This window comes from Variovorax jilinensis (assembly GCF_030316885.1).
Taxonomy (GTDB): Bacteria; Pseudomonadota; Gammaproteobacteria; order Burkholderiales; family Burkholderiaceae_C; genus Variovorax; species Variovorax jilinensis.
Genome location: NZ_JASZYQ010000002.1, coordinates 792,783 through 814,160, shown reverse-complemented (window position 1 = coordinate 814,160; position 21,378 = coordinate 792,783). Strand labels below are relative to the sequence as shown.

Sequence of the window (21,378 nt, the reverse complement as noted above, 5' to 3'; positions counted from 1 at the left end):
CGCGTTCGCCCGATCAGCCCGGATGGCCTTGCGAGGCGATCGGCGTCATGGGAACGCCGTGCTTGGCGGCGGCGGCCGGCGTGGCGGCCGGTGCCGGGGCCGCGGGCGCCTTGGTGCCCGCATCACGGCCCAGGTTGGCCGCGATGATGCGGTCGACCTCGGCATCGGCGCCGCGGTCGAGCTGGCTGTAGACCGCAGTCTGGATCAGCGCGCTGCTGCGCGGCGCATCGGCCAGCGCCTTGCCGTCCTTCTTCGAGACGTCGATCTCGGCATCCATCGAGAGACCCACGCGCAGCGGGTTGGCCTTGAGCTGCGCGGGGTCCAGCGCGATCCGCACCGGCACCCGCTGCACGACCTTGATCCAGTTGCCGGTGGCGTTCTGCGCCGGCAGCAGCGCAAAGGCCGAGCCGGTGCCGACGCCGAGGCCTGCCACGCGGCCGTCATACTCGACCTTCTTGCCGTACAGGTCGGCCGTGAGCTTCACGGGCTGGTCGATGCGGATGTTGCGCAGCTGCACTTCCTTGAAGTTGGCGTCGACCCACAGCTGGTTGAGCGGCACGATCGACATCATCGGCGTGCCGGCGGCCACGCGCTGGCCGAGCTGCACGGTGCGCTTGGCGACATAGCCCTCGACCGGCGCCGGCATGGCGACGCGCTGGGTCGCGAGGTAGGCCTCGCGCACCTTGGCCGCGGCCGCGAGCACGCTCGGATGGCGCTCCACGGGCGTGCCGTCGGTCAGCGACTGGTTGCTCTGCAGCTGTTCGCGCGCCGACAGCACGCCGGCCTGCGCCGAGGCCAGTGCGCTCTTGGCGTTGGCCAGCGCGGTCTCGGAGTGGTTGAGCTCTTCCTTCGACACCGCGCCGTTGCCGGCCAGCGCCTGGCGGCGCTTGAGGTCGTCCTGGGCACGTGCGATGTCGCTTTGCGCGCGCGCGATGTCAGCCTGGCGCAGCGTCACCTGGGCCGCGAGCGAGCCGTTGTTGGCGTAGAGCGTGCGCGCCTGGCGCACCGCCTGCGCGAGCGCGGCCTCGGCCTGCTCGAGCGCCACCTTGGCGTCCGACGGATCGAGCTGCACCAGCGGCTGGCCGGCCTTCACGAGGTCGGTGTCGTCGGCCATGATGGCCATCACGGTGCCGCCGATCTGCGGGGTGATCTGGATCACGTTGCCCTGCACGTAGGCGTTGTCGGTCGATTCGTAGTGGCTCGCGACCAGCCATTCGTAGGCGCCCCAGCCGAGGCCGGCGACCACCACGACCGAGGCCAGCGCGGTCAGCGCGCGGCGGCGCTTGTTGCTTGCAGCGGGTGTCTCGTCGACGGGAGCCGCCGATGCGGCGGCGGGCGTGTTGTTGCTGTTGTCCATGGCGGTTTCCTTCGGATTCGAAGCGTGTTCGGGGATGTGAGGTTGTTCAGGGCTGCCGGGCCGCGGGCGTGGCGGCGGCGTGGATGCTGTCGGGCGGCTGCCAGCCGCCGCCCAGCGCGCGCGCCAGGCCGACCTGGCTCTCGAGCGCACGGGCCGCGAGGTCGACGCCGTCGCGCCGCTGCGCGAGCACCGTGACTTCGGCGGTCAGCACGTCGAGGTAGTTGCCCAGGCCCGCGCTGTAGCGCTGCAGGCCGATGTCGTAGGCGGCTTCGGCCGCAGCCTGCGCCTCGCGCTGCTGCACCTGCTGGCGCGCCACCGACTGCACGCTCGAGAGCTGGTCGGCCACTTCGCGCACGGCGTCGAAGACGGTCGCGTTGTAGCTCTCGATCGCGGCATCGAGGTCGGCCGACTTGCCGCGCAGGTTGGCGCGCAGCTTGCCGCCTTCGAAGATCGGCAGCCGGATCGCAGGGCCCACGCCCCACATCTGGCTGCTCGACTTGAGCAGGTTGTCGAAGCCGATGCTCTGCAGGCCGGCGAAGGCCACCAGGTTCACGTTGGGATAGAACTGGGTCTTGGCATTCGCGACGTCGCTGGTCGCGGCCTCGACACGCCAGCGGGCGGCAGCGATGTCGGCTCGGCGGCCCAGCAGGTCGGCCGGAATGGTCTGCTGAAGCGCCATCGCCTTCAGCTTCTCGAGCCGGGGCGGCGCCAGCGACTGTGTCGCGTTCGGCTTGGCGACCAGCGCGTCGAGCGCATGGCGGGCGATCTCGATCTGCTCCTGCAGCGCTTCGATCTGCTGGCGTGCCTCGGGCACGCTGCTTTCGCTCTGCTTCAGCTGCAGCCGGGTGTCGAGCCCCGCCGAGACCCGGTCGCGCACCAGCCGGAGCAGTTCTTCGCGCTGCGCCAGCGCACGCTCGGCAACCACCAGGCGGTCGTTCAGGCGCGCCCACTGCACGTAGCCACGCGCCACGTTGCCGGACAGCATGACGCGCGCGGCATCGGCCTCGGCAGCCGCTGCATTGGCGGTGCCGAGCGCGGCCTCGAGCGCCGTGCGGTTCTTGCCGAAGAAGTCGAGCTCCCAGCTGGCGCCGAGCTGCAGCGTGCCGGTCTCCTGTACCGAGCCACCGAGCGGCGCGGGGTAGATGTAGTTCTCGCTGAACTTCTGCCGCGTGAGGTCGAGCGACCCGTTGACTTGCGGCTTGTCGGCGGCCTGGGCGATCGAGACCGAAGCCTGCGCCCGCGCGAGACGGGCCCGCGCGATCTGCAGGTTCGGGTTGCCTTCGACGGCCTGGGCCACCAGTGCGTCGAGTTGCGGATCGCCGAAGGCCAGCCACCACTGGCTGTCGAGTGCAGGCGCGGCCGGGACAGCCGACACGGCGGCGGCGGGCGTGGCCAGCCCCAGGGTCTCGGCAGTCTGCAGCGCGGGATTGGCAGGGATCGCGCCCATGTCGGCGCAGCCCGCGAGGGCCAGCGCCAGCACGGCGGCGGCAACGGCGCCGACGCGATGCGCGGCGCGCTCAGGAAGAAGTCGGGTCATTCTTGTCTCCACGGGCCGCGAGGGCCTGTGCGTTGTCCAGGATGCGGCGCAGGTAGCTCTTGAGCTGCTCCCATTCCGCGTGGGTGAAGCCCGCCAGGTGTTCGTTCTGGACGCGGCTCAGGATCTTGGGCACTTCGCGCGCCGCGGCCAGGCCTTCATCGGTGAGCTCGATGTTGACCACCCGGCGATCGGCCACCGAACGCACGCGCCGGCAGAGGCCCTTGGCCTCGAGTCGATCGAGCAGGCGGGTCATGGCGCCGGTGTCGAGTTCGCAGACGCGCGCGAGTTCGGCCACGGTCTTGACCTCGCCCATGTGCAGCTTGTGCAGCGGCACCCATTGCGGATAGGTGGGGCTCCCGGGGTCGCACATCCGGGCTTCGACCGACTGGCCGACCGCCGTGATGATGCGGCGCATCATGTAGCCGATGCTCTCCTCCGAGCGATAGTTCTCGGCGTCGTAGAAGGCCACGGCCTCCGGCGCCGCTTTCGCGGCCGGAATTTCTGGAATCTGGGATTCGGGCATGGGTGAATATTAATTGCCTCGGCAATTACTGTCAAGGCCGTCTTTGGTGAGGCAAGCGCTTGACTAGAATGGATGGCTTATGGCCTCCTCCTCCCCTTCGCCCGCCAAGGGATCGCCGAGATCCCTGTCGGGCCTGGCACCCTTCCTGCGCCCTTACCGCACCCAGATCGTCCTGGCAGCGGTGTTCCTGATCCTTGCCGCCGGCACCACGCTGGTCTTTCCGCTGGCGCTGCGCAGCCTGATCGACAGCGGCCTCGTGGCCGACGACAAGGGCGCGCAGACCATGGCGCTGCGCGAGCACTTCGTCGCCCTGTTCGCGGTCGCCGTGGCGCTCGGGCTGTTCTCGGCGGCCCGCTTCTACACCGTGAGCTGGCTCGGCGAGCGCATCACGGCCGACCTGCGCAATGCGGTCTACGCCCACGTCCTGCGCCAGAGCCCGGCCTTCTTCGAGACCACGCAGACCGGCGAGGTGCTGTCGCGCCTCACGGCCGACACCACGCTGGTCCAGACCGTCGTCGGCTCCTCGCTCAGCATGGGGCTGCGCAACGCCGTGATGGGCGTGGGAGCGCTCGCGATCCTGGTCTGGACCAACCCCTACGTGATGGTGCAGGTGCTCGGGATCCTGGTGCTGGTCGTGCTGCCGAGCATGTGGTTCGGACGCCGCGTGCGCAAGCTCTCGCGCGCCAGCCAGGACCGCGTGGCCGATTCGAGCGCAATCGCGGCCGAGGTGCTCAACGCGATTCCCGTGGTGCAGAGCCACGTGGCCGAAGCGCGCGAGGCGGCCCGCTTCGATGCCTCGACCGACAGCGCCTTCCGTACCGCGGTGCGCCGCACGCGCGCGCGCTCGGTGCTGGTCGCCTTCATCATCATCGCCACCTCGGCCGCACTGCTCTGGGGCCTCTACCAGGGCACGCAGGCGGTGCTGCACGGCGATATCACGGCCGGCCACCTGGGGCAGACCGTGGTCTACGTGATCATCCTCGCGAGCGCTGCGGCAGTGCTCGGCGAGGTCTACGGCGACCTGCTGCGCGCCGCCGGCGCCACCGAGCGCCTCATGGAACTGCTGCACGCCGAGCCCGCGATCGTCTCGCCCGCCCACCCGGCCGAAGCGCCCGTGCCCGCGGCCGGCAGCACGCTTCGACTCGAGAGCGTCGGCTTCCACTATCCGTCGCGGCCCGGCACGCCCGCGCTGCGCGACTTCAGCCTCGACGTGGCCTCGGGCGAGACCGTGGCCCTGGTCGGCTCGAGCGGCGCCGGCAAGAGCACCGTGTTCCAGCTGCTGCTGCGCTACTACGACCCGCAGTCAGGAAGCATCACGCTCGACGGCGCGCCACTGGCGTCGCTGTCGCTCGAAGCGCTGCGCACGCGCATCGGCCTGGTGCCCCAGGACGCCGTGATCTTCTCCGCCAGCGCGCTCGAGAACATCCGCTACGGCCGGCCCGAGGCCAGCGTGGTAGAAGTCCATGCAGCGGCCCGCGCGGCCTTCGCCGACGGCTTCCTGCGCGCCCTGCCGGAGGGCTACGACACTTTTCTCGGCGAACGCGGCGTGCGGCTGTCGGGCGGCCAGCGCCAACGCATCGCGATCGCGCGCGCCATGCTCAAGAACCCGCCGCTGCTGCTGCTCGACGAGGCCACGAGTGCACTCGATGCCGAGAGCGAGCGCATGGTGCAGGCGGCCCTCGAATCGGCAATGAGCGGGCGCACCACGCTGGTCATCGCCCACCGCCTGGCGACGGTCCAGAAGGCCGACCGCATCGTGGTGCTGGACCATGGGGGCATCGTCGAACAGGGCACCCACGCGGCGCTGGTGGCGCAGAACGGCGTCTACGCGAGGCTGGCCGCACTGCAGTTCACCGCTGCGGTCGAGGCCGGCTGACGAAGCACCGCAGGGCTACTGCAGGGTTTCCTTGAGCGCTGCGGGCAAGGGCAGCGCGAACACCGGGATGCCCTCCTCGGCCAGCGACTGCGCCTGCTCGGGCGTGGCACGGCCACGAATGCCGCGCTCCTCGGCCTCGCCGTAGTGCATCTTGCGGGCCTCGTCGACGAAACGCTCGCCGACATCCTCGGTCCTGGCCATCACCTCGCGCACCGCGCGCATCCACCGCGCGTCGGGCGTGTCGTTGGATGCAGCAGCCGGCAGGCGGACTGGCTGCGCCTCGGCCTCGGGCGGCCGCGGGCTGCCGAGGTTCAGGCGCGGCGCGGTCAGCAGCTTGACGATCGTGGTATCGCCGCACATCGGGCATTCGACCAGCCCACCGGCGAGCTGCGACTCGAATGCGTCCTGCGACGCAAACCAGCCTTCGAAGCCGTGCCCGTGGGCACATTGGAGGTTGAGGACCTTCATGGCCCGATTATGTGCCGCCGCCGTCCACTTGCGCAGGCTGCCAGTCGAGCGTCCATGCGCCAGACAGGACGTTCTGCAGCCACAGCGCGCAGGTCAGGGTCTTGGCGTCGGTCGCGGTGCCGTCGCGGCACCAGTCGAGAAGCTGTGCCGGCGTGGCGCTGATGACGTCGAGGAATTCGCCGTGGTCGAGGCGGCGGTCGCCGAGCGTCAGCCCGCGCGCGAAGTACACATGGATGATCTCGGTCGAATAGCCGACGGCGAGATGCATCGCGCCGGCGAGCGCCCATTCGCGCGCGGAGTAGCCGGTCTCCTCGAGCAGTTCGCGCTGGCCGCAGCCCAGCGGGTCTTCGCCGGCATCGAGCTTGCCTGCCGGGAACTCGGTCATCACGAGGCCCACCGGATAGCGGAACTGGCGCTCGAGCACGACGCGGCCGTCGTCGAGCAGCGGCACCACGACCACGGCTCCCGGATGCACCACGTATTCGCGCGTCGCGCTGTGCCCGTCGGGCAGGCGCACGGTGTCGCGCCGGACGCGCAGGAAATTGCCTTCGAACACCAGATCGCTGGCGGTGCGTTCTTCCTCGAGGTGCTTTTCGATCACCGGGCGGCTCATGCAGGCTCCGCCATGACCGGCGCGTGGCGGTGCTTCATGAGGTAGCGCCAGGTAAAGCCCGGGAAGGCGAGCACCACGAAGAGCGCGCCCGTGACCGTGTAGAACTCCCAGCCCTGTGGCGCGATCTGCCCCACCCTGCGCTCGAACAGCAGGCCGATGCCACCGGCGACGAAATACAGCAGGACCAGCTCGGCCAGCCGGATGGCGAGTGACTTGGTGCGCGTCGAGAGCGGAACCAGGCCGAGCAGGCGCTCATTCAGGAACGGCAGGTTGGCCGCGAGCAGTGCGACCCCGAGCACCAGCCACACCGACGCGCTCTGCGACATCGAAGTCGCCTCAGGTGGCCAGCGTGGCCACGATCGCGTTGGCGCACAGCGTCATGAGGCCGCCCGGCAGGATGCCGAGGATCAGGATCAGCGCGCCGTTGAGCGTCAGCACGGCGCGCACGTCGCCCGGTGCCGACACCGTGCTGGCCGTCACCGGCGCATCGAAGTACATGACCTTGACCACGCGCAGGTAATAGAAGGCGCCGATGAGCGACATGACGACCGCGAACACGGCGAGCGCGATGTAGAGACCCTGGCCCGAGGCGATCAGCGCCTGCAGCACGGCCAGCTTGGCGTAGAAGCCCACCAGCGGCGGGATGCCCGCCAGCGAGAACATCGCGATTGCCATCACGCCGGCATAGAGCGGGCTGCGCTGGTTCAGGCCGGCCAGGTCGGTGATCTCCTCGCTCTCGAAGCCTTCACGCGCGAGCAGCAGGATGATCCCGAAGCTCGCGAGCGTGGTCAGCACGTAGGTCACGATGTAGAACATCGCGGCGCTGTAGGCGAACTGGGCGTTGTACGTGTTGCCGTTGACCACGCCGGCCACCAGGCCCAGCAGCATGAAGCCCATCTGCGCGATGGTCGAATAGGCCAGCATGCGCTTGAGGTTGGTCTGCGCGATCGCCGCCAGGTTGCCCACCACCAGCGACGCGATGGCCAGCACCGCGAGCATCTGCTGCCAGTCGATCGCGAGCGGCAGCAGGCCCTCCACCAGCAGGCGGATGATGATCGCGAAGGCCGCCAGCTCGGGCGCGGCGCCGATCAGCAGCGTGACCGCGGTCGGCGCGCCCTGGTAGACGTCCGGCACCCACATGTGGAATGGCGCGGCACCGACCTTGAATGCCAGGCCGGCGACGATGAAGACGAGGCCAAACACCAGCACCTGGTGATTCACCTGCCGGCTCGCGATGGCCTTGAAGACCGCGTTGATGTCGAGCGAACCGGTGGCGCCGTACATCATCGACAGGCCGTACAGCAGGAAGCCGCTGGCCATGGCGCCGAGCACGAAGTACTTCATCGCGGCCTCGCTGGCCACCGCGTTGTCGCGGCGCAGCGCGACCAGCGCGTAGCTCGAGAGCGTCAGCAGTTCCAGGCCGAGGTAGATCAGCAGGAAGTTGCTGCCCGACATCATCACGAACATGCCGAGCAGCGCGAACAGGCTCAGCGTGAACATCTCGCCGCCGCGCAGCATGCCGCGATCGGCCGCGTAGGGCCGGCCATAGACCAGCGTGACCATCAGCGCCACGGTGGCGAAGCACTTGAGCCAGTTGCCCATCGGGTCGCTCACGACCATGCCGCCGAAGCCGAAGAGGGTCTTGCCGAGCGCGGCGTTGAAGCCCGTGAGCACCGCAACGATCGCGAGCGTGAGCAGGGTCAGGATGTAGGTGCCGGTGCGGCGCGGGCTGGTCGTCGCCAGGTCCACCAGCGAAATGAGGCATGCCATGATGAGCAGCACCACCTCGGGGTAGATGGTCATCCAGCTGAGTTTGTCGATCATCTTGTTCTCTCAGGGCAGCTTTGACACGGACATGTGCTGCAGCAGCCCATCCACGGAGGCATTCATCACATCGGTGAAGGGCTTCGGATAGAGCCCCATCCAGAGCACCGCGATCGCGAGCAGCGAGAGCATGAGGAACTCGCGCGCGTTGATGTCGCTGAGTTCCTTCACATGGTCGTTGCCCACCGGGCCCAGGTAGACCCGCTTGTACATCCACAGCGTGTAGGCCGCGCCGAAGATCAGGGCGGTGGCGGCGCCGAAGCCGAGCCAGAAGTTGGCCTTGACCGCGCCGATGATCACCATCCATTCGCCGACGAAGCCGGCGGTGGCGGGCAGACCGCAGTTGGCCATCGCGAACAGCAGCGCGAAGGCCGCGAACTTGGGCATGGTGTTCACCACGCCGCCGTAGTCGGCGATCTGGCGCGAATGCACGCGGTCGTAGAGCACGCCGATGCACAGGAACATGGCACCCGAGACGAAACCGTGGGCGATCATCTGCACGATGCCGCCGGCGACGCCGAGTTCGTTGAAGATGAAGAAGCCGAGCGTCACGAAGCCCATGTGGGCGACCGACGAATAGGCCACGAGCTTCTTCATGTCCTGCTGGACCAGCGCCACCAGGCCGACGTAGATCACCGCGATCAGCGACAGCGCGATCATGAGCCAGGCCCATTCGTGCGAGGCGTCGGGCGCGATCGGCATCGAGAAGCGCAGGAAACCGTAGGCGCCGAGCTTCAGCATGATCGCGGCCAGCACTGCCGAACCGCCGGTGGGCGCCTCGACGTGCACGTCCGGCAGCCAGGTGTGCACCGGCCACATCGGCACCTTGACCGCGAAGGCCGCGAAGAAGGCGAAGAACAGGAATGTCTGGGCCGTGCCCGACAGCGGCAGCTTGTGCCAGGTCAGGATGTCGAAGCTGCCGCCCGACTGGTTGTACAGGTAGATCAGCGCGACCAGCATCAGCAGCGAGCCGAGCAGCGTGTAGAGGAAGAACTTGAAGGCCGCGTAGATCTTGTTCGGGCCGCCCCAGATGCCGATGATGAGATACATCGGGATCAGCGTGGCTTCGAAGAAGACGTAGAACAGCAGGCCGTCGAGCGCCGAGAAGGTGCCGATCATCAGGCCCGAGAGGATCAGGAACGCGCCCATGTACTGGTTCACGCGCTCGGTGATCACCTGCCAGGCCGAGATCACGACGATCACGGTGATGAAGGCGGTCAGCAGCACCAGCCAGAACGAGATCCCGTCGAGGCCCACGTGGTAGTGGATGTTGAAGCGCTCGATCCAGCGCTCCTTCTCGACGAACTGCATCGCCGCGGTGCCGTTCTGGAAACGCGACCAGAGCGGCAGGGTGACCAGGAAGCTCGCGACGGATGCGACCAGCGCGAACCAGCGAACGCCCCTGGCATGGTCTTCACGACCGAAGGCCAGCAGCACGACGCCGCAGACGATCGGCATCCAGATGGCAAGGCTCAACAAACCCATTTTTATTTTTCTCCAGAGAGCCGCTCAGCGCTTGAACCAGACGAAGTACGACATCAGAACGAAGACGCCGATCAGCATCGAGAACGCGTAGTGATAGATGAAACCGGTCTGCAGCCAGCGCACCGCACCGGCGATGCGTCCGACCAGCTTCCAGGAGCCGTTGACGATGCCGCCGTCGATGATCCCCTGGTCGCCGACCTTCCAGAGACCGTTGCCGAGCGCGCGGGTGCCGCGTGCCAGCACGTTCTCGTTGAACCAGTCCATGTAGTACTTGTTCTCGAGCAGGCGGTAGATCGGGCCGCAGGCACGCTTGATCGCGGCGGGCACTGCCGGGTTGATCAGGTACATGTACCAGGCTGCCACCACGCCGGCCAGTGCGAGCCAGAAAGGCGCCGCCGTGAAGCCGTGCAATGCCATGGCGAACGGACCGTGGAAGGCCTCGGCCAGTTCCTTCATCGCGGGATGCTCGACGGCGTTGATCAGGATCGCGCCCTTGAAAAAGTCGCCGTAGAGCATCGGCTGGATCGTCATGTAGCCGATCACGACCGACGGAATGGCCAGCAGCACCAGCGGCAGCCAGACCACCCACGGCGACTCGTGCGGCTCGTGGTGGTCGTCATGGCCGTGGCCATGGTCGTCGTGGTGCGCGTCCGGATTCTGGTCGAAGCGCTCCTTGCCGTGGAAGACCAGGAAGTACATGCGGAACGAGTAGAAGGAGGTGACGAACACGCCCGCCAGAACCGCGAAGTAGGCGAAGCTGGCGCCCCACAGGTGGCTCTCGTGCACCGCCTCGATGATTGTGTCCTTCGAGTAGAAGCCCGAGAAGAACGGCGTGCCGATCAGCGCCAGCGAACCGATCAGCGAGGTGATCCAGGTGATCGGCATGTACTTGCGCACGTTGCCCATCCAGCGGATGTCCTGGTTGTGGTGCATGCCGATGATCACGGAGCCCGCACCGAGGAACAGCAGCGCCTTGAAGAAGGCGTGGGTCATCAGGTGGAACACCGCGGCCGAATAGGCCGAGGCACCGAGCGCCACTGTCATGTAGCCGAGCTGGGACAGCGTCGAATAGGCCACGACGCGCTTGATGTCGTTCTGGATGATGCCCAGGAAGCCCATGAACAGCGCCGTGATGCCGCCGATCACGAGGATGAAGCTCAGCGCCGTGTCGCTCAGTTCGAACAGCGGCGACATGCGCGCCACCATGAAGATGCCGGCCGTGACCATGGTCGCGGCGTGGATCAGCGCCGAGATCGGGGTCGGGCCTTCCATCGAGTCGGGCAGCCAGACGTGCAGCGGGAACTGCGCGCTCTTGCCCATCGCGCCGATGAACAGGCAGATGCAGGCCACCGTGATCAGCATCCAGTCGGTGCCCGGGAAGCTCAGCTTGGCGAGCTCGTCGGCCTTGGCAAAGGTCTCGCCGTAGTTCAGCGTGCCCGCGTACGCCGCGAGCAGGCCGATGCCGAGGATGAAGCCGAAGTCGCCGACCCGGTTCACCAGGAAGGCCTTCATGTTGGCGAAAATGGCAGTCGGCCGGTTGTACCAGAAGCCGATCAGCAGATACGACACCAGGCCCACCGCCTCCCAGCCGAAGAACAGCTGGAGCATGTTGTTGCTCATCACGAGCATCAGCATGGCGAAGGTGAACAGCGAGATGTAGGCGAAGAAGCGGTTGTAGCCCTCGTCTTCCTTCATGTAGCCGATGGTGTAGATGTGAACCATCAGCGAGACGAAGGTGACGACGCACATCATCATCGCGGTCAGGCCGTCGACCAGGAAGCCGACCTCCATCTTGAGGCCGCCGATGTTCATCCACTCGTAGATCGTGGCGTTGAAGTGCGCGCCGTCGCTCACCACGCTCTTGAGCGTCATGGCCGACAGGATGAAGGCGATCAGCACGCCGAGGATGGTCAGCGAATGCGTGATGCGGCGACCGATGTGGTTGCCACCGAACTTGGTGCCGAACAGGCCGGCGACGATGGAGCAGACCAGCGGCGCCAGCGGCACGGCCAGCAATGTGGATGCGGAAAGTGTTGCGCTCATGAGTAAACCTTCTTCAGCCCTTCAGCGCATTCAGTTCGTCGACGTTGATGTTCGACTTGTTGCGGAACAGCAGCACCAGCAGCGCAAGCCCGATGGCCGACTCTGCCGCCGCCACCGTCAGGATGAAGAAGACGAAGATCTGGCCGTGCATGTCGCCGAGGAAGTACGAGAAGGCGACGAAATTCATGTTGACCGCGAGCAGCATCAGCTCCACGCACATCAGCAGCACGATGAGGTTCTTGCGGTTCAGGAAGATGCCGATCACCGACAGCGCGAACAGCATCGCGCCGAGCGAGAGGAAGTGTCCGAGCGTGAGCGTCATGCCTTGGTCTCCGCCGCGGGGGCGGCCTGTTCCGCCACCGGTTCGGCCTGGCGCGTGACCGGCATCTGGACGATGCGCACGCGGTCGCGCGCCTTCACGCGCACCTGATCGGCCGGGTTCATGTGCTTGCTGTCCTTGCGGGTGCGCAGGGTCAGCGCGATGGCCGCGATGATCGCCACCAGCAGGATCACGGCCGCGATCTCGACCGGATAGAGGTACTCGGAATACAGCAGCTTGCCGAGCTCGAGCGTGTTCGAGGTGTCGGGACCGGTCGCCATCGGCGCCTTGGGCACCGTCAGGCGGAAGCCGCCCATCAGCACCGCGGCCATCTCGAGGGCGATCAATGCGCCGGCGCCTGCCGCCAGCGGGAAGTGCTTCCAGAAGCCCTCTCGCAGGCGCTCGACGTTGATGTCCAGCATCATCACGACGAAAAGGAACAGCACCATCACCGCGCCGACGTAGACGAGCACGAGCACGATCGCGAGGAATTCGGCGCGCAGCAGCAGCCAGATGGCCGAAGCCTGGAAGAACGCCAGCACCAGATAGAGCGCCGCATACACGGGGTTGCTCGAGGTGATGACGCGGAAGGCTGCAAACAGCAGCACCGCGGCAAACAGATAGAAAAGGCCGGTCGTGGCGTCCATGGATCGAGTTCTTTTTTTCTCAGCGGTACTTGGCGTCGGCCGCCTTGTTGGCCGCGATTTCTTTTTCGTAGCGGTCGCCCACGGCCAGCAGCATGTCCTTGGTGAAGTACAGGTCGCCGCGCTTCTCGCCGTGGTATTCGAAGATGTGGGTCTCGACGATGGAATCGACCGGGCAGCTTTCCTCGCAGAAGCCGCAGAAGATGCACTTGGTCAGGTCGATGTCGTAGCGCGTGGTGCGGCGCGAGCCGTCGTCGCGCACGTCGGATTCGATCGTGATCGCGAGCGCCGGGCACACGGCCTCGCAGAGCTTGCAGGCGATGCAACGCTCTTCGCCGTTCTCGTAGCGGCGCAGCGCGTGCAGTCCGCGAAAACGCGGCGACAGCGGCGTCTTCTCTTCGGGGAACTGGATCGTGATCTTGCGGCTGAAGGCGTATTTGCCCGTGACGGCCAGACCCTTGAACAGTTCCAGCAGCATGAAGCTGCCCAAGAAGTCCTTGAGCGAGAACGGCTGGGACGCCGCGGAGGTGTTGGAGCGCGCGGTCGCGCTGGCAGTAGACGCAGGCATGGCGATTACTTCCAGATGTTGAAGGGGGTCTGCATCCAGGCGCCGACCACCACCAGCCACACGAGCGTGACCGGAATGAAGATCTTCCAGCCCAGTCGCATGATCTGGTCATAGCGGAAGCGCGGGAAGGTCGAGCGGACCCAGAGGAACATCGTGACCACGCAGAAGGTCTTGATGCCGAGCCAGATCCAGCCCGGAATGAAGGCCAGGAACTCGAACGGAGGAAGCCATCCGCCGAGGAACAGCACCACGCAGAGGATCGAGACCAGCCACATGTTGGCGTACTCGGCCAGGAAGAACATCGCGAAGCTCATGCCCGAGTACTCGATCATGTGACCGGCGACGATTTCCGATTCGCCTTCGACGACGTCGAAGGGGTGGCGGTTGGTCTCGGCCAGACCCGAGATGAAGTAGACGACGAAGATCGGCAGCAGCGACAGCCAGTTCCACGACAGGAATCCGACGCCCATCGAGGCGAAGTGGCCCTTGCCCTGCCCCATCACGATGTCGGTCATGTTCAGGCTGGCCGACACCATCAGCACGACCACGAAGCAGAAGCCCATGGCGATTTCGTAGCTGACCATCTGTGCCGAGGCGCGCAGCGCACCCAGGAAGGCGTACTTCGAGTTCGACGCCCAGCCGGCGATGATCACGCCGTAGACCTCGAGCGAGGTGATCGCCATCACGAACAGCAGGCCCGCATTGATGTTGGCGAGCGCGACGTCGGGACCGAAGGGGATGACCGCCCAGGCCGCCAGCGCCGGCATGATGGTCATGATCGGGCCGAGCAGGAACAGGCCCTTGTTGGCCACCGTCGGCAGGATGATCTCCTTGGTCATCAGCTTGAGCGCGTCGGCGATCGGCTGCAGCAGGCCCAGCGGGCCGATGCGGTTGGGACCGATGCGGATCTGCGTGAAGCCGATGGCCTTGCGTTCCCACAGCGTGAGGTAGGCGACCGCGAGCATGAGCGGGATCACGACGACGATGATCTTGACCAGCGTCCAGATCACGGGCCAAAGGAAGCCGCTCCACCAGCCCGAGGCGATCAGGCCCTGGCCGAAGCCGTGCACGGTGTCGATCATGCGAGCACCTCCTGGCCTTCGGACAGTGCCGCGGCGCGGCGCGCATCGGCCGTGAGCTGCAGCGAGGGCGCGCGGCGCACGATCGAATCGAGCTGGTAGATGCTGGCGACGACAGGCGCGGCGGCACCCGGGGCAGCGGCATCGATGCGCGCGCCGGTGGCGTTCGAGAGCCGGTCGGCGGCGACCTGGGCCGGGGTGTCGAGATCGGCCAGCACGTCCGCGGTCGATTCGAAGGCGAAGCCCGGCAGGCCCAGCAGGTTGGCCAGCACGCGCAGCACCTTCCAGGCCGGGCGCGCTTCACCCTGCGGCTTCACGACCGCGTGGAAGCCCTGCACACGGCCTTCGGCGTTGACGAAGCTGCCAGGGGTCTCGGTGAAGGGGGCGATCGGCAGCAGCACGTCGCTGAATTCGAGGTTGGCCTTGAAGGGGCTCAGCGTGACGACCATCTGCGCATGCGTGAGGCCTTCGATCGCGGCGGCACCGGCGGCCGAGTCGAACACCGGTTCGCAGTTGAGCAGCAGCGCGCCCTTGAGGCCGCCCGCGAGCATGCGGCCGGCATCGAGGCCGCCGTTGCGGGGCACGGCGCCGACCAGCTGCGCGCCGACCGTGTTGGCGGCTTCGGTCAGGTAGCCGACGCTGGCGCCGGTCTGGGCGCCGATCCAGTTGGCCAGCGCGAGCAGGCTGCCTGCCTGGGCGTGGTGGGCTGCGGCATTGCCGAGCAGGATTGCCTTGCGCTCGCCGCCGAGCAGCGAGGCGGCCAGCGTCTTGGCGGCGTCGCCGGGTGCGCCGTTGCGCGCCACGGGCGCGGCGGCGCCGGTGCTTTCGGCAATGGCCGAAGCCAGCTCGGCCAGGGTGTCCAGCCATTGGTCGGCTGCCACCCGCGAGGCATTGGCGATCGGGATCGCCCAGGCATCGGCGTCGGTCAGCAGTTCGGGCGCGGTGATGACGCTCAGCGCCCCACCCTTGCGCACCGACTGGCGAATGCGTTGCGCGAACAGCGGATGGTCCTTGCGCAGGTTCGAGCCGATCACCAGCACGCGCTGCAACTGCGACAGCGAGGCGATGCTGGTGCCCAGCCAGCGCACGCCTTCGGCGGCGCCGAACTCGGCGTGGCGCAGGCGGTAGTCGATGTTGTCGCTGCCCAGGCCGTGCGTGAGCAGCTTGGCGAGTTGCAGCTCCTCGAGCGTGCTGTGCGGGCTCACGAGCGTGCCGATGCTCTGCGCGCCGTGGTCGGCCTTGATCTGCTTCAGGCCGTTGGCCACGTACTCGAGCGCAGTCTGCCAGTCGACCTGCTGCCACTGGCCGCCCTGCTTGAGCATCGGCTGGGTGAGCCGTTCCGGGCCGTTGAGCGCTTCGTAGGAGAAGCGATCGCGGTCGGCGATCCAGCATTCGTTGACGTCTTCGTTCTCGAGCGGAACCACGCGCATCACGCGGTTGTTCTTGACCTGGACAATCAGGTTGGCGCCGGTGGAGTCGTGCGGGCTGACCGACTTGCGGCGCGACAGTTCCCAGGTGCGGGCGCTGTAGCGGAAGGGCTTGCTCGTGAGCGCGCCGACCGGGCAGATGTCGATCATGTTGCCCGACAGCTCGGAGTCGACCGAGTCGCCGAGGAAGGTCTCGATCTCGGAATGCTCGCCACGTTGCGTCATCCCGAGTTCCATCACGCCGGCCACTTCCTGGCCGAAGCGCACGCAGCGCGTGCAATGGATGCAGCGGCTCATCTCTTCCATGCTGATGAGCGGACCGACGTCCTTGTGGAAGACGACGCGCTTTTCTTCCTCGTAGCGCGAGGATGAGCCGCCATAGCCCACCGCCAGATCCTGCAGCTGGCATTCGCCGCCCTGGTCGCAGATCGGGCAGTCGAGCGGATGGTTGATCAGCAGGAACTCCATCACCGACTGCTGGGCCTTGATCGCCTTGTCGCTCTTGGTGCGGACGATCATGCCCTGGGTGACCGGCGTGGCGCAGGCCGGCATCGGCTTGGGCGCCTTCTCGACGTCGACCAGGCACATGCGGCAGTTGGCCGCGATGCTGAGCTTCTTGTGATAGCAGAAGTGCGGGATGTAGGTGCCCGCCTTGTCGGCCGCATGCATGATCATGCTGCCTTCGACGATGTCGACCTTCTTGCCGTCGAGTTCGATTTCAACCATATGTTCTTTTCTCGCGTCCCTCAGGCCTTGGCCGCCGTCTGCGGGACGTGTCCCGGAATCAGCGCCTCGAACTCGTGGCGGAAATGCTTGATCATGGCGCGCACCGGCATCGCGGCGGCGTCGCCCAGTGCGCAGATGGTGCGGCCCTGGATGTTGTCGGCGACCGAGTTGAGCAGGTCCATGTCGGAGGCCTTGCCACGACCGGTGTCGATGCGGTCGACCACGCGCCAGAGCCAGCCCGTGCCTTCGCGGCACGGCGTGCACTGGCCGCAGGATTCGTGCATGTAGAAGTACGAGAGGCGCTTGAGCGACTCGACCATCGAGCGCGAATCGTCCATCACGATGACTGCGCCCGAGCCCAGCATCGAGCCGGCCTTGGCGATGGAGTCGTAGTCCATCGTGCACTGCATCATGATGTCGGCCGGCAGCACCGGCGACGACGATCCGCCCGGAATCACGGCCTTGAGCTGGCGGCCCTTGCGCACGCCGCCGGCGAGTTCGAGCAGCTTGGCGAAGGGCGTGCCCATCGGCACCTCGTAGTTGCCCGGCAGCTCGACGTCGCCGCTGACCGAGTAGATCTTGGTGCCGCCGTTGTTGGGCTTGCCGCACTCGAGGTAGGCCACGCCGCCGTTGTTGATGATCCACGGCACCGCGGCGAAGGTCTCGGTGTTGTTGATCGTGGTCGGCTTGCCGTAGAGGCCGAAGCTGGCCGGGAACGGCGGCTTGAAGCGCGGCTGGCCCTTCTTGCCTTCGAGCGATTCGAGCAGCGCGGTTTCCTCGCCGCAGATGTAGGCGCCGAAGCCGTGCGCCGCATGCAGCTGGAAGTTGTAGGTGCTGCCCATGATCGCGTCGCCGAGATAGCCGGCAGCACGCGCTTCCTCCAGCGCCTCCTCGAAACGGTCGTAGGTCTGGAAGATCTCGCCGTGGATGTAGTTGTAGCCCACGCTGATGCCCATCGCATAGGCGGCGATGGCCATGCCCTCGATCACGATGTGCGGGTTGAACTGCAGGATGTCGCGGTCCTTGCAGGTGCCGGGCTCGCCTTCGTCCGAGTTGCAGACCAGGTACTTCTGGCCCGGGAACTGGCGCGGCATGAAGCTCCACTTGAGGCCGGTCGGGAAACCGGCGCCGCCGCGGCCGCGCAGGCCCGAGGCCTTGACCTCGGCGATCACCTGGTCGGGCGTCAGGCCCTCGGTGAGGATCTTGCGCAGCGCCTTGTAGCCGCCGCGCGCCTCGTAGTCGGCCAGGCGCCAGTTGGTGCCGTCGAGGCCGGCATAGATCTGCGGCTCGATGTGGCGGTCGTGGAAGCAGGTCTGGACCCCGGTGGCCTGGAACTGCGCAAGCACTTGCTCGGGCGACATCATCAAGCTCCCTTCGCGGTCGAGCCGCGCAAGCCGTCGATCAACTGGTCGAGCTTCTCGTTGCTCATGAAGCTGCACATGGTGCGGTCGTTCACCAGCATCACGGGCGAGTCGGCGCAGGCACCCAGGCACTCGCTCTGCTGCAGCGTGAACATGCCGTCCGGCGTGGTCTCGCCCATGCGGATGCCGAGCTTCTGCTCGAGATGGGCCAGCGCCACGGCACCGTCGCGCAGCTGGCACGGCAGGTTGGTGCAGACGTTGAGCTTGTAGGCGCCCAGCGGCCGCTGGTTGTACATGTTGTAGAAGGTCGTGACCTCGTGCACCGCGATCGGCGCCATGCCGAGGTACTCCGCGATCTCGCGTTCGCGCTGCTCGCTCACGAAGCCCTCGCCCTGCTGCACGATCGCCAGGCAGGCCATCACGGCCGACTGCCTGCCGGCCGGCGGGTACTTGGCGGCTTCGCGCGCGAAGCGCTCGAGCACGGCGTCCGACAGGGGCGCCTGGGTGCTCTGGGAGGAGGAATCGGAATGCATGGGTTGGCTCATCGATCGATCTCGCCGAACACGATGTCCATGGTGCCGATCACGGCCACGGCGTCGGCGATCATGTGGCCGCGCGCCATCTCGTCGAGCGCCGCAAGGTGCGGAAAGCCCGGCGCGCGGATCTTCAGGCGATAGGGCTTGTTGGCGCCGTCGCTCACGAGGTAGATGCCGAACTCGCCCTTCGGATGCTCGACGGCGGCATAGGCTTCGCCCTCTGGCACGTGGAAGCCTTCGGTGAAGAGCTTGAAATGGTGGATCAGCTCCTCCATGTTCGCCTTCATCGATTCGCGCGCGGGCGCCGCCACCTTGTGGTTGGAAGTGATCACCGGCCCCGGGTTGGCGCGCAGCCATTTGGAGCACTGCTGGATGATCCGGTTGGCCTGGCGCATCTCTTCGACACGCACGAGGTAGCGGTCGTAGCAGTCGCCGGTCTTGCCGACCGCGATGTCGAAATCCATGCGGTCGTAGACGTCGTAGGGCTGCTTCTTGCGCAGGTCCCACTCGATGCCCGAGCCGCGCAGCATGGGGCCGGTGAAGCCGAGGTTGAGCGCGCGCTCCGGCGTGACCACGCCGATGCCGACCGTGCGCTGTTTCCAGATGCGGTTGTCGGTGAGCAGGGTCTCGTACTCGTCGACCATCTTCGGGAAGCGCTTGCAGAAGTCGTCTACGAAGTCGAGCAGCGAGCCCTGGCGGTTCTCGTTGAGCCGCTCGATCGCCTTCGCGTTCCTGATCTTGCTGGCCTTGTACTGCGGCATTGCGTCGGGCAGGTCGCGATAGACGCCGCCGGGACGGAAGTAGGCCGCATGCATGCGCGCACCCGACACCGCCTCGTACATGTCGAACAGGTCTTCACGCTCGCGGAAGCAGTAGATGAGCATGTTCATCGCACCGCAGTCCAGGCCGTGCGCGCCGAGCCACAGCAGGTGATTCAGCAGCCGCGTGATCTCCGAGAACATGACGCGGATGTACTGCGCACGCTCGGGCACGTCGAGGCCCATGAGGCGCTCGATCGCCAGGCAGTAGGCGTGCTCGTTGCTCATCATCGACACGTAGTCGAGACGGTCCATGTAGGGCAGCGACTGGATGAAGGTGCGCGATTCGGCGAGCTTCTCGGTGGCGCGATGCAGCAGGCCGATGTGCGGATCGGCGCGCTGGATGACTTCGCCGTCGAGCTCGAGCACCAGGCGCAACACGCCGTGGGCCGCGGGATGCTGGGGACCGAAGTTCAGCGTGTAGTTCTTGATTTCGGCCATCAGTGCAGTCCGCCACCGTAGTTGTCTTCACGTATCACGCGCGGCGTGATCTCTCGCGGCTCGATCGATACCGGCTGGTAGATCACGCGCTTCTGTTCGGCGTCGTAGCGCATCTCGACATGGCCCGACACCGGGAAGTCCTTGCGGAACGGATGGCCGATGAAGCCATAGTCGGTCAGGAGGCGACGCAGGTCGTCGTGGCCTTCGAACACGATGCCGTAGAGGTCGAAGGCCTCGCGCTCGAACCAGCCGGCGGCATTCCAGATGCCGGTCAGCGAATCGATGACCGGCAGGTCTTCGTTGGGCACGAAGACCTTGAGGCGCACGCGCTGGTTGAGGCTCACCGACAGCAGGTGGGTGACGACGCAGAAACGCTCGCCCTGCCACTCGCCTTCGCGGTAGTCGACGTAGTCCATGCCGCAGAGGTCGATGAGCTGCTCGAAGCGGCAGCCCGGAGCGTCGCGCAGCATGGTCGCGACTTCCAGGTAGTCGGGCGCAGCCACGATCACCGTCACCTCGCCGAGCGCGAGCGTCACGCTCTTTGCCTTGGCGCCAAGGGTTTCGGTGATCTGGGTCTGAAGTGCCTCGGGAGAAATGGCGAAGTCGGTCATGTCTCTCGCCTTCAGGCGCGCGCGATGGTGTTGGTGCGGCGGATCTTCTGCTGCAGCTGGATGATCCCGTAGAGGAGCGCCTCGGCGGTCGGCGGGCAGCCCGGCACGTAGACGTCGACCGGCACGATGCGGTCGCAGCCGCGCACCACCGAATAGCTGTAGTGGTAGTAGCCACCGCCATTGGCGCACGAACCCATCGAGAGCACCCAGCGCGGCTCGGGCATCTGGTCGTAGACCTTGCGCAGCGCCGGCGCCATCTTGTTGCACAGCGTGCCGGCCACGATCATCAGATCGGACTGGCGCGGGCTGGGGCGGAACAGCATGCCGAAGCGGTCGATGTCGTAGCGGGCAGCACCCGCGTGCATCATCTCCACGGCACAGCAGGCCAGACCGAAGGTCATGGGCCACAGTGATCCGGTCTTGGCCCAGTTCACCACCGAGTCGTAGGTGGTGGTGACGAAGCCTTCCTTCATGACGCCTTCAATGGCCATTTTTCGGATTCCTTGGATTCCCTGTCATTCCCAATCGAGTGCGCCCTTTTTCCACTCGTAGGCAAAGCCCACGACGAGGATGCCCAGGAAAATCATCATGGCCCAGAAGCCGACGGCACCGATCTCCTTGAGCGCGATGGCCCAGGGAAAGAGAAAAGCGATCTCGAGGTCGAACAGGATGAAGAGAATCGCGACCAGGTAGTACCGGACGTCGAACTTCATGCGCGCGTCTTCGAAGGCTTCGAAGCCGCATTCGTAAGGGGAGTTTTTTGCCGCGTCGGGCCGGTTGGGGCCGAGGATGTAACCCAGAACCATGGGGGCGATGCCGACACCGACACCGACCAGGATGAACAACAGGACGGGGAGATAGCTATCGAGGTTCATCAGGGGGTTCTATCACCGCTTGACACCGGCAGGAAAGAAATTCCCTGCCGGTGAGATTTGGTGCGGTCGGCGAGACTCGAACTCGCACAGCTTTCGCCACTACCCCCTCAAGATAGCGTGTCTACCAATTTCACCACGACCGCGGTTTTTATCGTCCGGATGGCATGAGGAACCACGAAGGGTTTTGGCTTTCCGGAACAGCTAGTAGTTTACCCTGAAAAAACGTCGTTTTCGGTCGCCACCCTCA

The 21,378-nt window shown here is 66.3% G+C and carries 21 protein-coding genes and 1 tRNA gene; 1 reads left to right on the top strand and 21 read right to left on the bottom strand.

Translation table 11 applies throughout. From position 1 onward, the window contains the following. Positions 1-13: 13 nt before the first annotated feature. Genes QTH87_RS10975 through QTH87_RS10965 form a run of 3 tightly spaced genes read right to left on the bottom strand, consistent with a single transcriptional unit; the run spans position 14 to position 3,417 of the window. Positions 14-1,357 (bottom strand): HlyD family secretion protein, encoded by a 1,344-nt coding sequence (locus tag QTH87_RS10975; RefSeq protein WP_286608937.1) that lies wholly within the window; start codon positions 1,355-1,357, stop codon positions 14-16. Between the two features lie 46 nt (positions 1,358-1,403). Next, complete coding sequence (locus QTH87_RS10970; protein WP_286608936.1) at positions 1,404-2,894, bottom strand: efflux transporter outer membrane subunit; 1,491 nt, start codon at positions 2,892-2,894, stop codon at positions 1,404-1,406. Further along, positions 2,875-3,417, bottom strand: a complete 543-nt coding sequence (locus QTH87_RS10965) for a MarR family winged helix-turn-helix transcriptional regulator (RefSeq protein ID WP_286608935.1) — start codon at positions 3,415-3,417, stop codon at positions 2,875-2,877. The genes QTH87_RS10970 and QTH87_RS10965 overlap by 20 nt, the downstream gene beginning before the upstream one ends. A gap of 79 nt (positions 3,418-3,496) precedes the next feature. Here QTH87_RS10965 and QTH87_RS10960 point away from each other — a divergent pair, with 79 nt between their 5' ends. Further along, a complete protein-coding gene (locus tag QTH87_RS10960) occupies positions 3,497-5,293 on the top strand; it encodes an ABC transporter transmembrane domain-containing protein (protein WP_286608934.1) in 1,797 nt (598 codons plus the stop codon). A 15-nt stretch (positions 5,294-5,308) separates the two neighbouring features. Here QTH87_RS10960 and QTH87_RS10955 read toward each other — a convergent pair whose 3' ends face one another. From QTH87_RS10955 to QTH87_RS10870, 18 genes are all read right to left on the bottom strand, one after another. Further along, positions 5,309-5,761, bottom strand: a complete 453-nt coding sequence (locus QTH87_RS10955) for a DUF1178 family protein (RefSeq protein WP_286608933.1) — start codon at positions 5,759-5,761, stop codon at positions 5,309-5,311. A 7-nt stretch (positions 5,762-5,768) separates the two neighbouring features. After that, complete coding sequence (locus tag QTH87_RS10950) at positions 5,769-6,374, bottom strand: NUDIX domain-containing protein (RefSeq protein WP_286608932.1); 606 nt, start codon at positions 6,372-6,374, stop codon at positions 5,769-5,771. Beyond that, on the bottom strand, positions 6,371-6,700 hold the full coding sequence (locus tag QTH87_RS10945) for a DUF2818 family protein (protein WP_286608931.1): 330 nt from the start codon (positions 6,698-6,700) through the stop codon (positions 6,371-6,373). Before QTH87_RS10945 ends, QTH87_RS10950 begins: the two co-directional genes overlap by 4 nt. 10 nt (positions 6,701-6,710) lie before the next feature. Continuing rightward, positions 6,711-8,198: an NADH-quinone oxidoreductase subunit NuoN gene (gene nuoN / locus QTH87_RS10940; RefSeq protein ID WP_286608930.1), complete on the bottom strand. Its 1,488-nt coding sequence runs from the start codon at positions 8,196-8,198 to the stop codon at positions 6,711-6,713. Positions 8,199-8,207: 9 nt separating this feature from the next. Then, complete coding sequence (locus QTH87_RS10935; RefSeq protein WP_286608929.1) at positions 8,208-9,683, bottom strand: NADH-quinone oxidoreductase subunit M; 1,476 nt, start codon at positions 9,681-9,683, stop codon at positions 8,208-8,210. A 24-nt stretch (positions 9,684-9,707) separates the two neighbouring features. After that, complete coding sequence (gene nuoL / locus QTH87_RS10930) at positions 9,708-11,726, bottom strand: NADH-quinone oxidoreductase subunit L (protein ID WP_286608928.1); 2,019 nt, start codon at positions 11,724-11,726, stop codon at positions 9,708-9,710. Positions 11,727-11,739: 13 nt separating this feature from the next. Continuing rightward, positions 11,740-12,048: an NADH-quinone oxidoreductase subunit NuoK gene (nuoK, locus tag QTH87_RS10925; RefSeq protein ID WP_286371385.1), complete on the bottom strand. Its 309-nt coding sequence runs from the start codon at positions 12,046-12,048 to the stop codon at positions 11,740-11,742. Then, positions 12,045-12,692 carry an NADH-quinone oxidoreductase subunit J gene (locus QTH87_RS10920; RefSeq protein ID WP_286608927.1) on the bottom strand — a complete coding sequence of 216 codons (648 nt, stop codon included), beginning with the start codon at positions 12,690-12,692 and terminating at the stop codon, positions 12,045-12,047. The genes nuoK and QTH87_RS10920 overlap by 4 nt, the downstream gene beginning before the upstream one ends. Before the next feature lie 19 nt (positions 12,693-12,711). Further along, positions 12,712-13,257 carry an NADH-quinone oxidoreductase subunit NuoI gene (gene nuoI, locus QTH87_RS10915; protein ID WP_286608926.1) on the bottom strand — a complete coding sequence of 182 codons (546 nt, stop codon included), beginning with the start codon at positions 13,255-13,257 and terminating at the stop codon, positions 12,712-12,714. Between the two features lie 5 nt (positions 13,258-13,262). Continuing rightward, on the bottom strand, positions 13,263-14,339 hold the full coding sequence (gene nuoH / locus QTH87_RS10910; RefSeq protein ID WP_286608925.1) for an NADH-quinone oxidoreductase subunit NuoH: 1,077 nt from the start codon (positions 14,337-14,339) through the stop codon (positions 13,263-13,265). Further along, positions 14,336-16,489 carry an NADH-quinone oxidoreductase subunit NuoG gene (nuoG, locus tag QTH87_RS10905; protein WP_286608924.1) on the bottom strand — a complete coding sequence of 718 codons (2,154 nt, stop codon included), beginning with the start codon at positions 16,487-16,489 and terminating at the stop codon, positions 14,336-14,338. Before nuoG ends, nuoH begins: the two co-directional genes overlap by 4 nt. A gap of 20 nt (positions 16,490-16,509) precedes the next feature. After that, positions 16,510-17,850 carry an NADH-quinone oxidoreductase subunit NuoF gene (nuoF, locus tag QTH87_RS10900; RefSeq protein WP_444812767.1) on the bottom strand — a complete coding sequence of 447 codons (1,341 nt, stop codon included), beginning with the start codon at positions 17,848-17,850 and terminating at the stop codon, positions 16,510-16,512. Positions 17,851-17,852: 2 nt separating this feature from the next. Next, positions 17,853-18,383, bottom strand: coding sequence for an NADH-quinone oxidoreductase subunit NuoE family protein (locus QTH87_RS10895; protein WP_286608922.1), 531 nt, complete (start codon positions 18,381-18,383; stop codon positions 17,853-17,855). A gap of 8 nt (positions 18,384-18,391) precedes the next feature. Beyond that, the gene (locus tag QTH87_RS10890) at positions 18,392-19,645 is read right to left on the bottom strand and encodes an NADH-quinone oxidoreductase subunit D (RefSeq protein ID WP_286608921.1); all 1,254 of its coding nucleotides are present in this window, start codon (positions 19,643-19,645) and stop codon (positions 18,392-18,394) included. Continuing rightward, positions 19,645-20,256 carry an NADH-quinone oxidoreductase subunit C gene (locus QTH87_RS10885; RefSeq protein WP_286608920.1) on the bottom strand — a complete coding sequence of 204 codons (612 nt, stop codon included), beginning with the start codon at positions 20,254-20,256 and terminating at the stop codon, positions 19,645-19,647. The genes QTH87_RS10890 and QTH87_RS10885 overlap by 1 nt, the downstream gene beginning before the upstream one ends. Positions 20,257-20,267: 11 nt before the next feature. Further along, positions 20,268-20,747 (bottom strand): NuoB/complex I 20 kDa subunit family protein, encoded by a 480-nt coding sequence (locus QTH87_RS10880; RefSeq protein ID WP_021008163.1) that lies wholly within the window; start codon positions 20,745-20,747, stop codon positions 20,268-20,270. A 24-nt stretch (positions 20,748-20,771) separates the two neighbouring features. Continuing rightward, complete coding sequence (locus QTH87_RS10875; RefSeq protein ID WP_286608919.1) at positions 20,772-21,131, bottom strand: NADH-quinone oxidoreductase subunit A; 360 nt, start codon at positions 21,129-21,131, stop codon at positions 20,772-20,774. Between the two features lie 58 nt (positions 21,132-21,189). Then, positions 21,190-21,274 (bottom strand) — tRNA-Leu (locus QTH87_RS10870). Between the last annotated feature and the right edge of the window lie 104 nt (positions 21,275-21,378).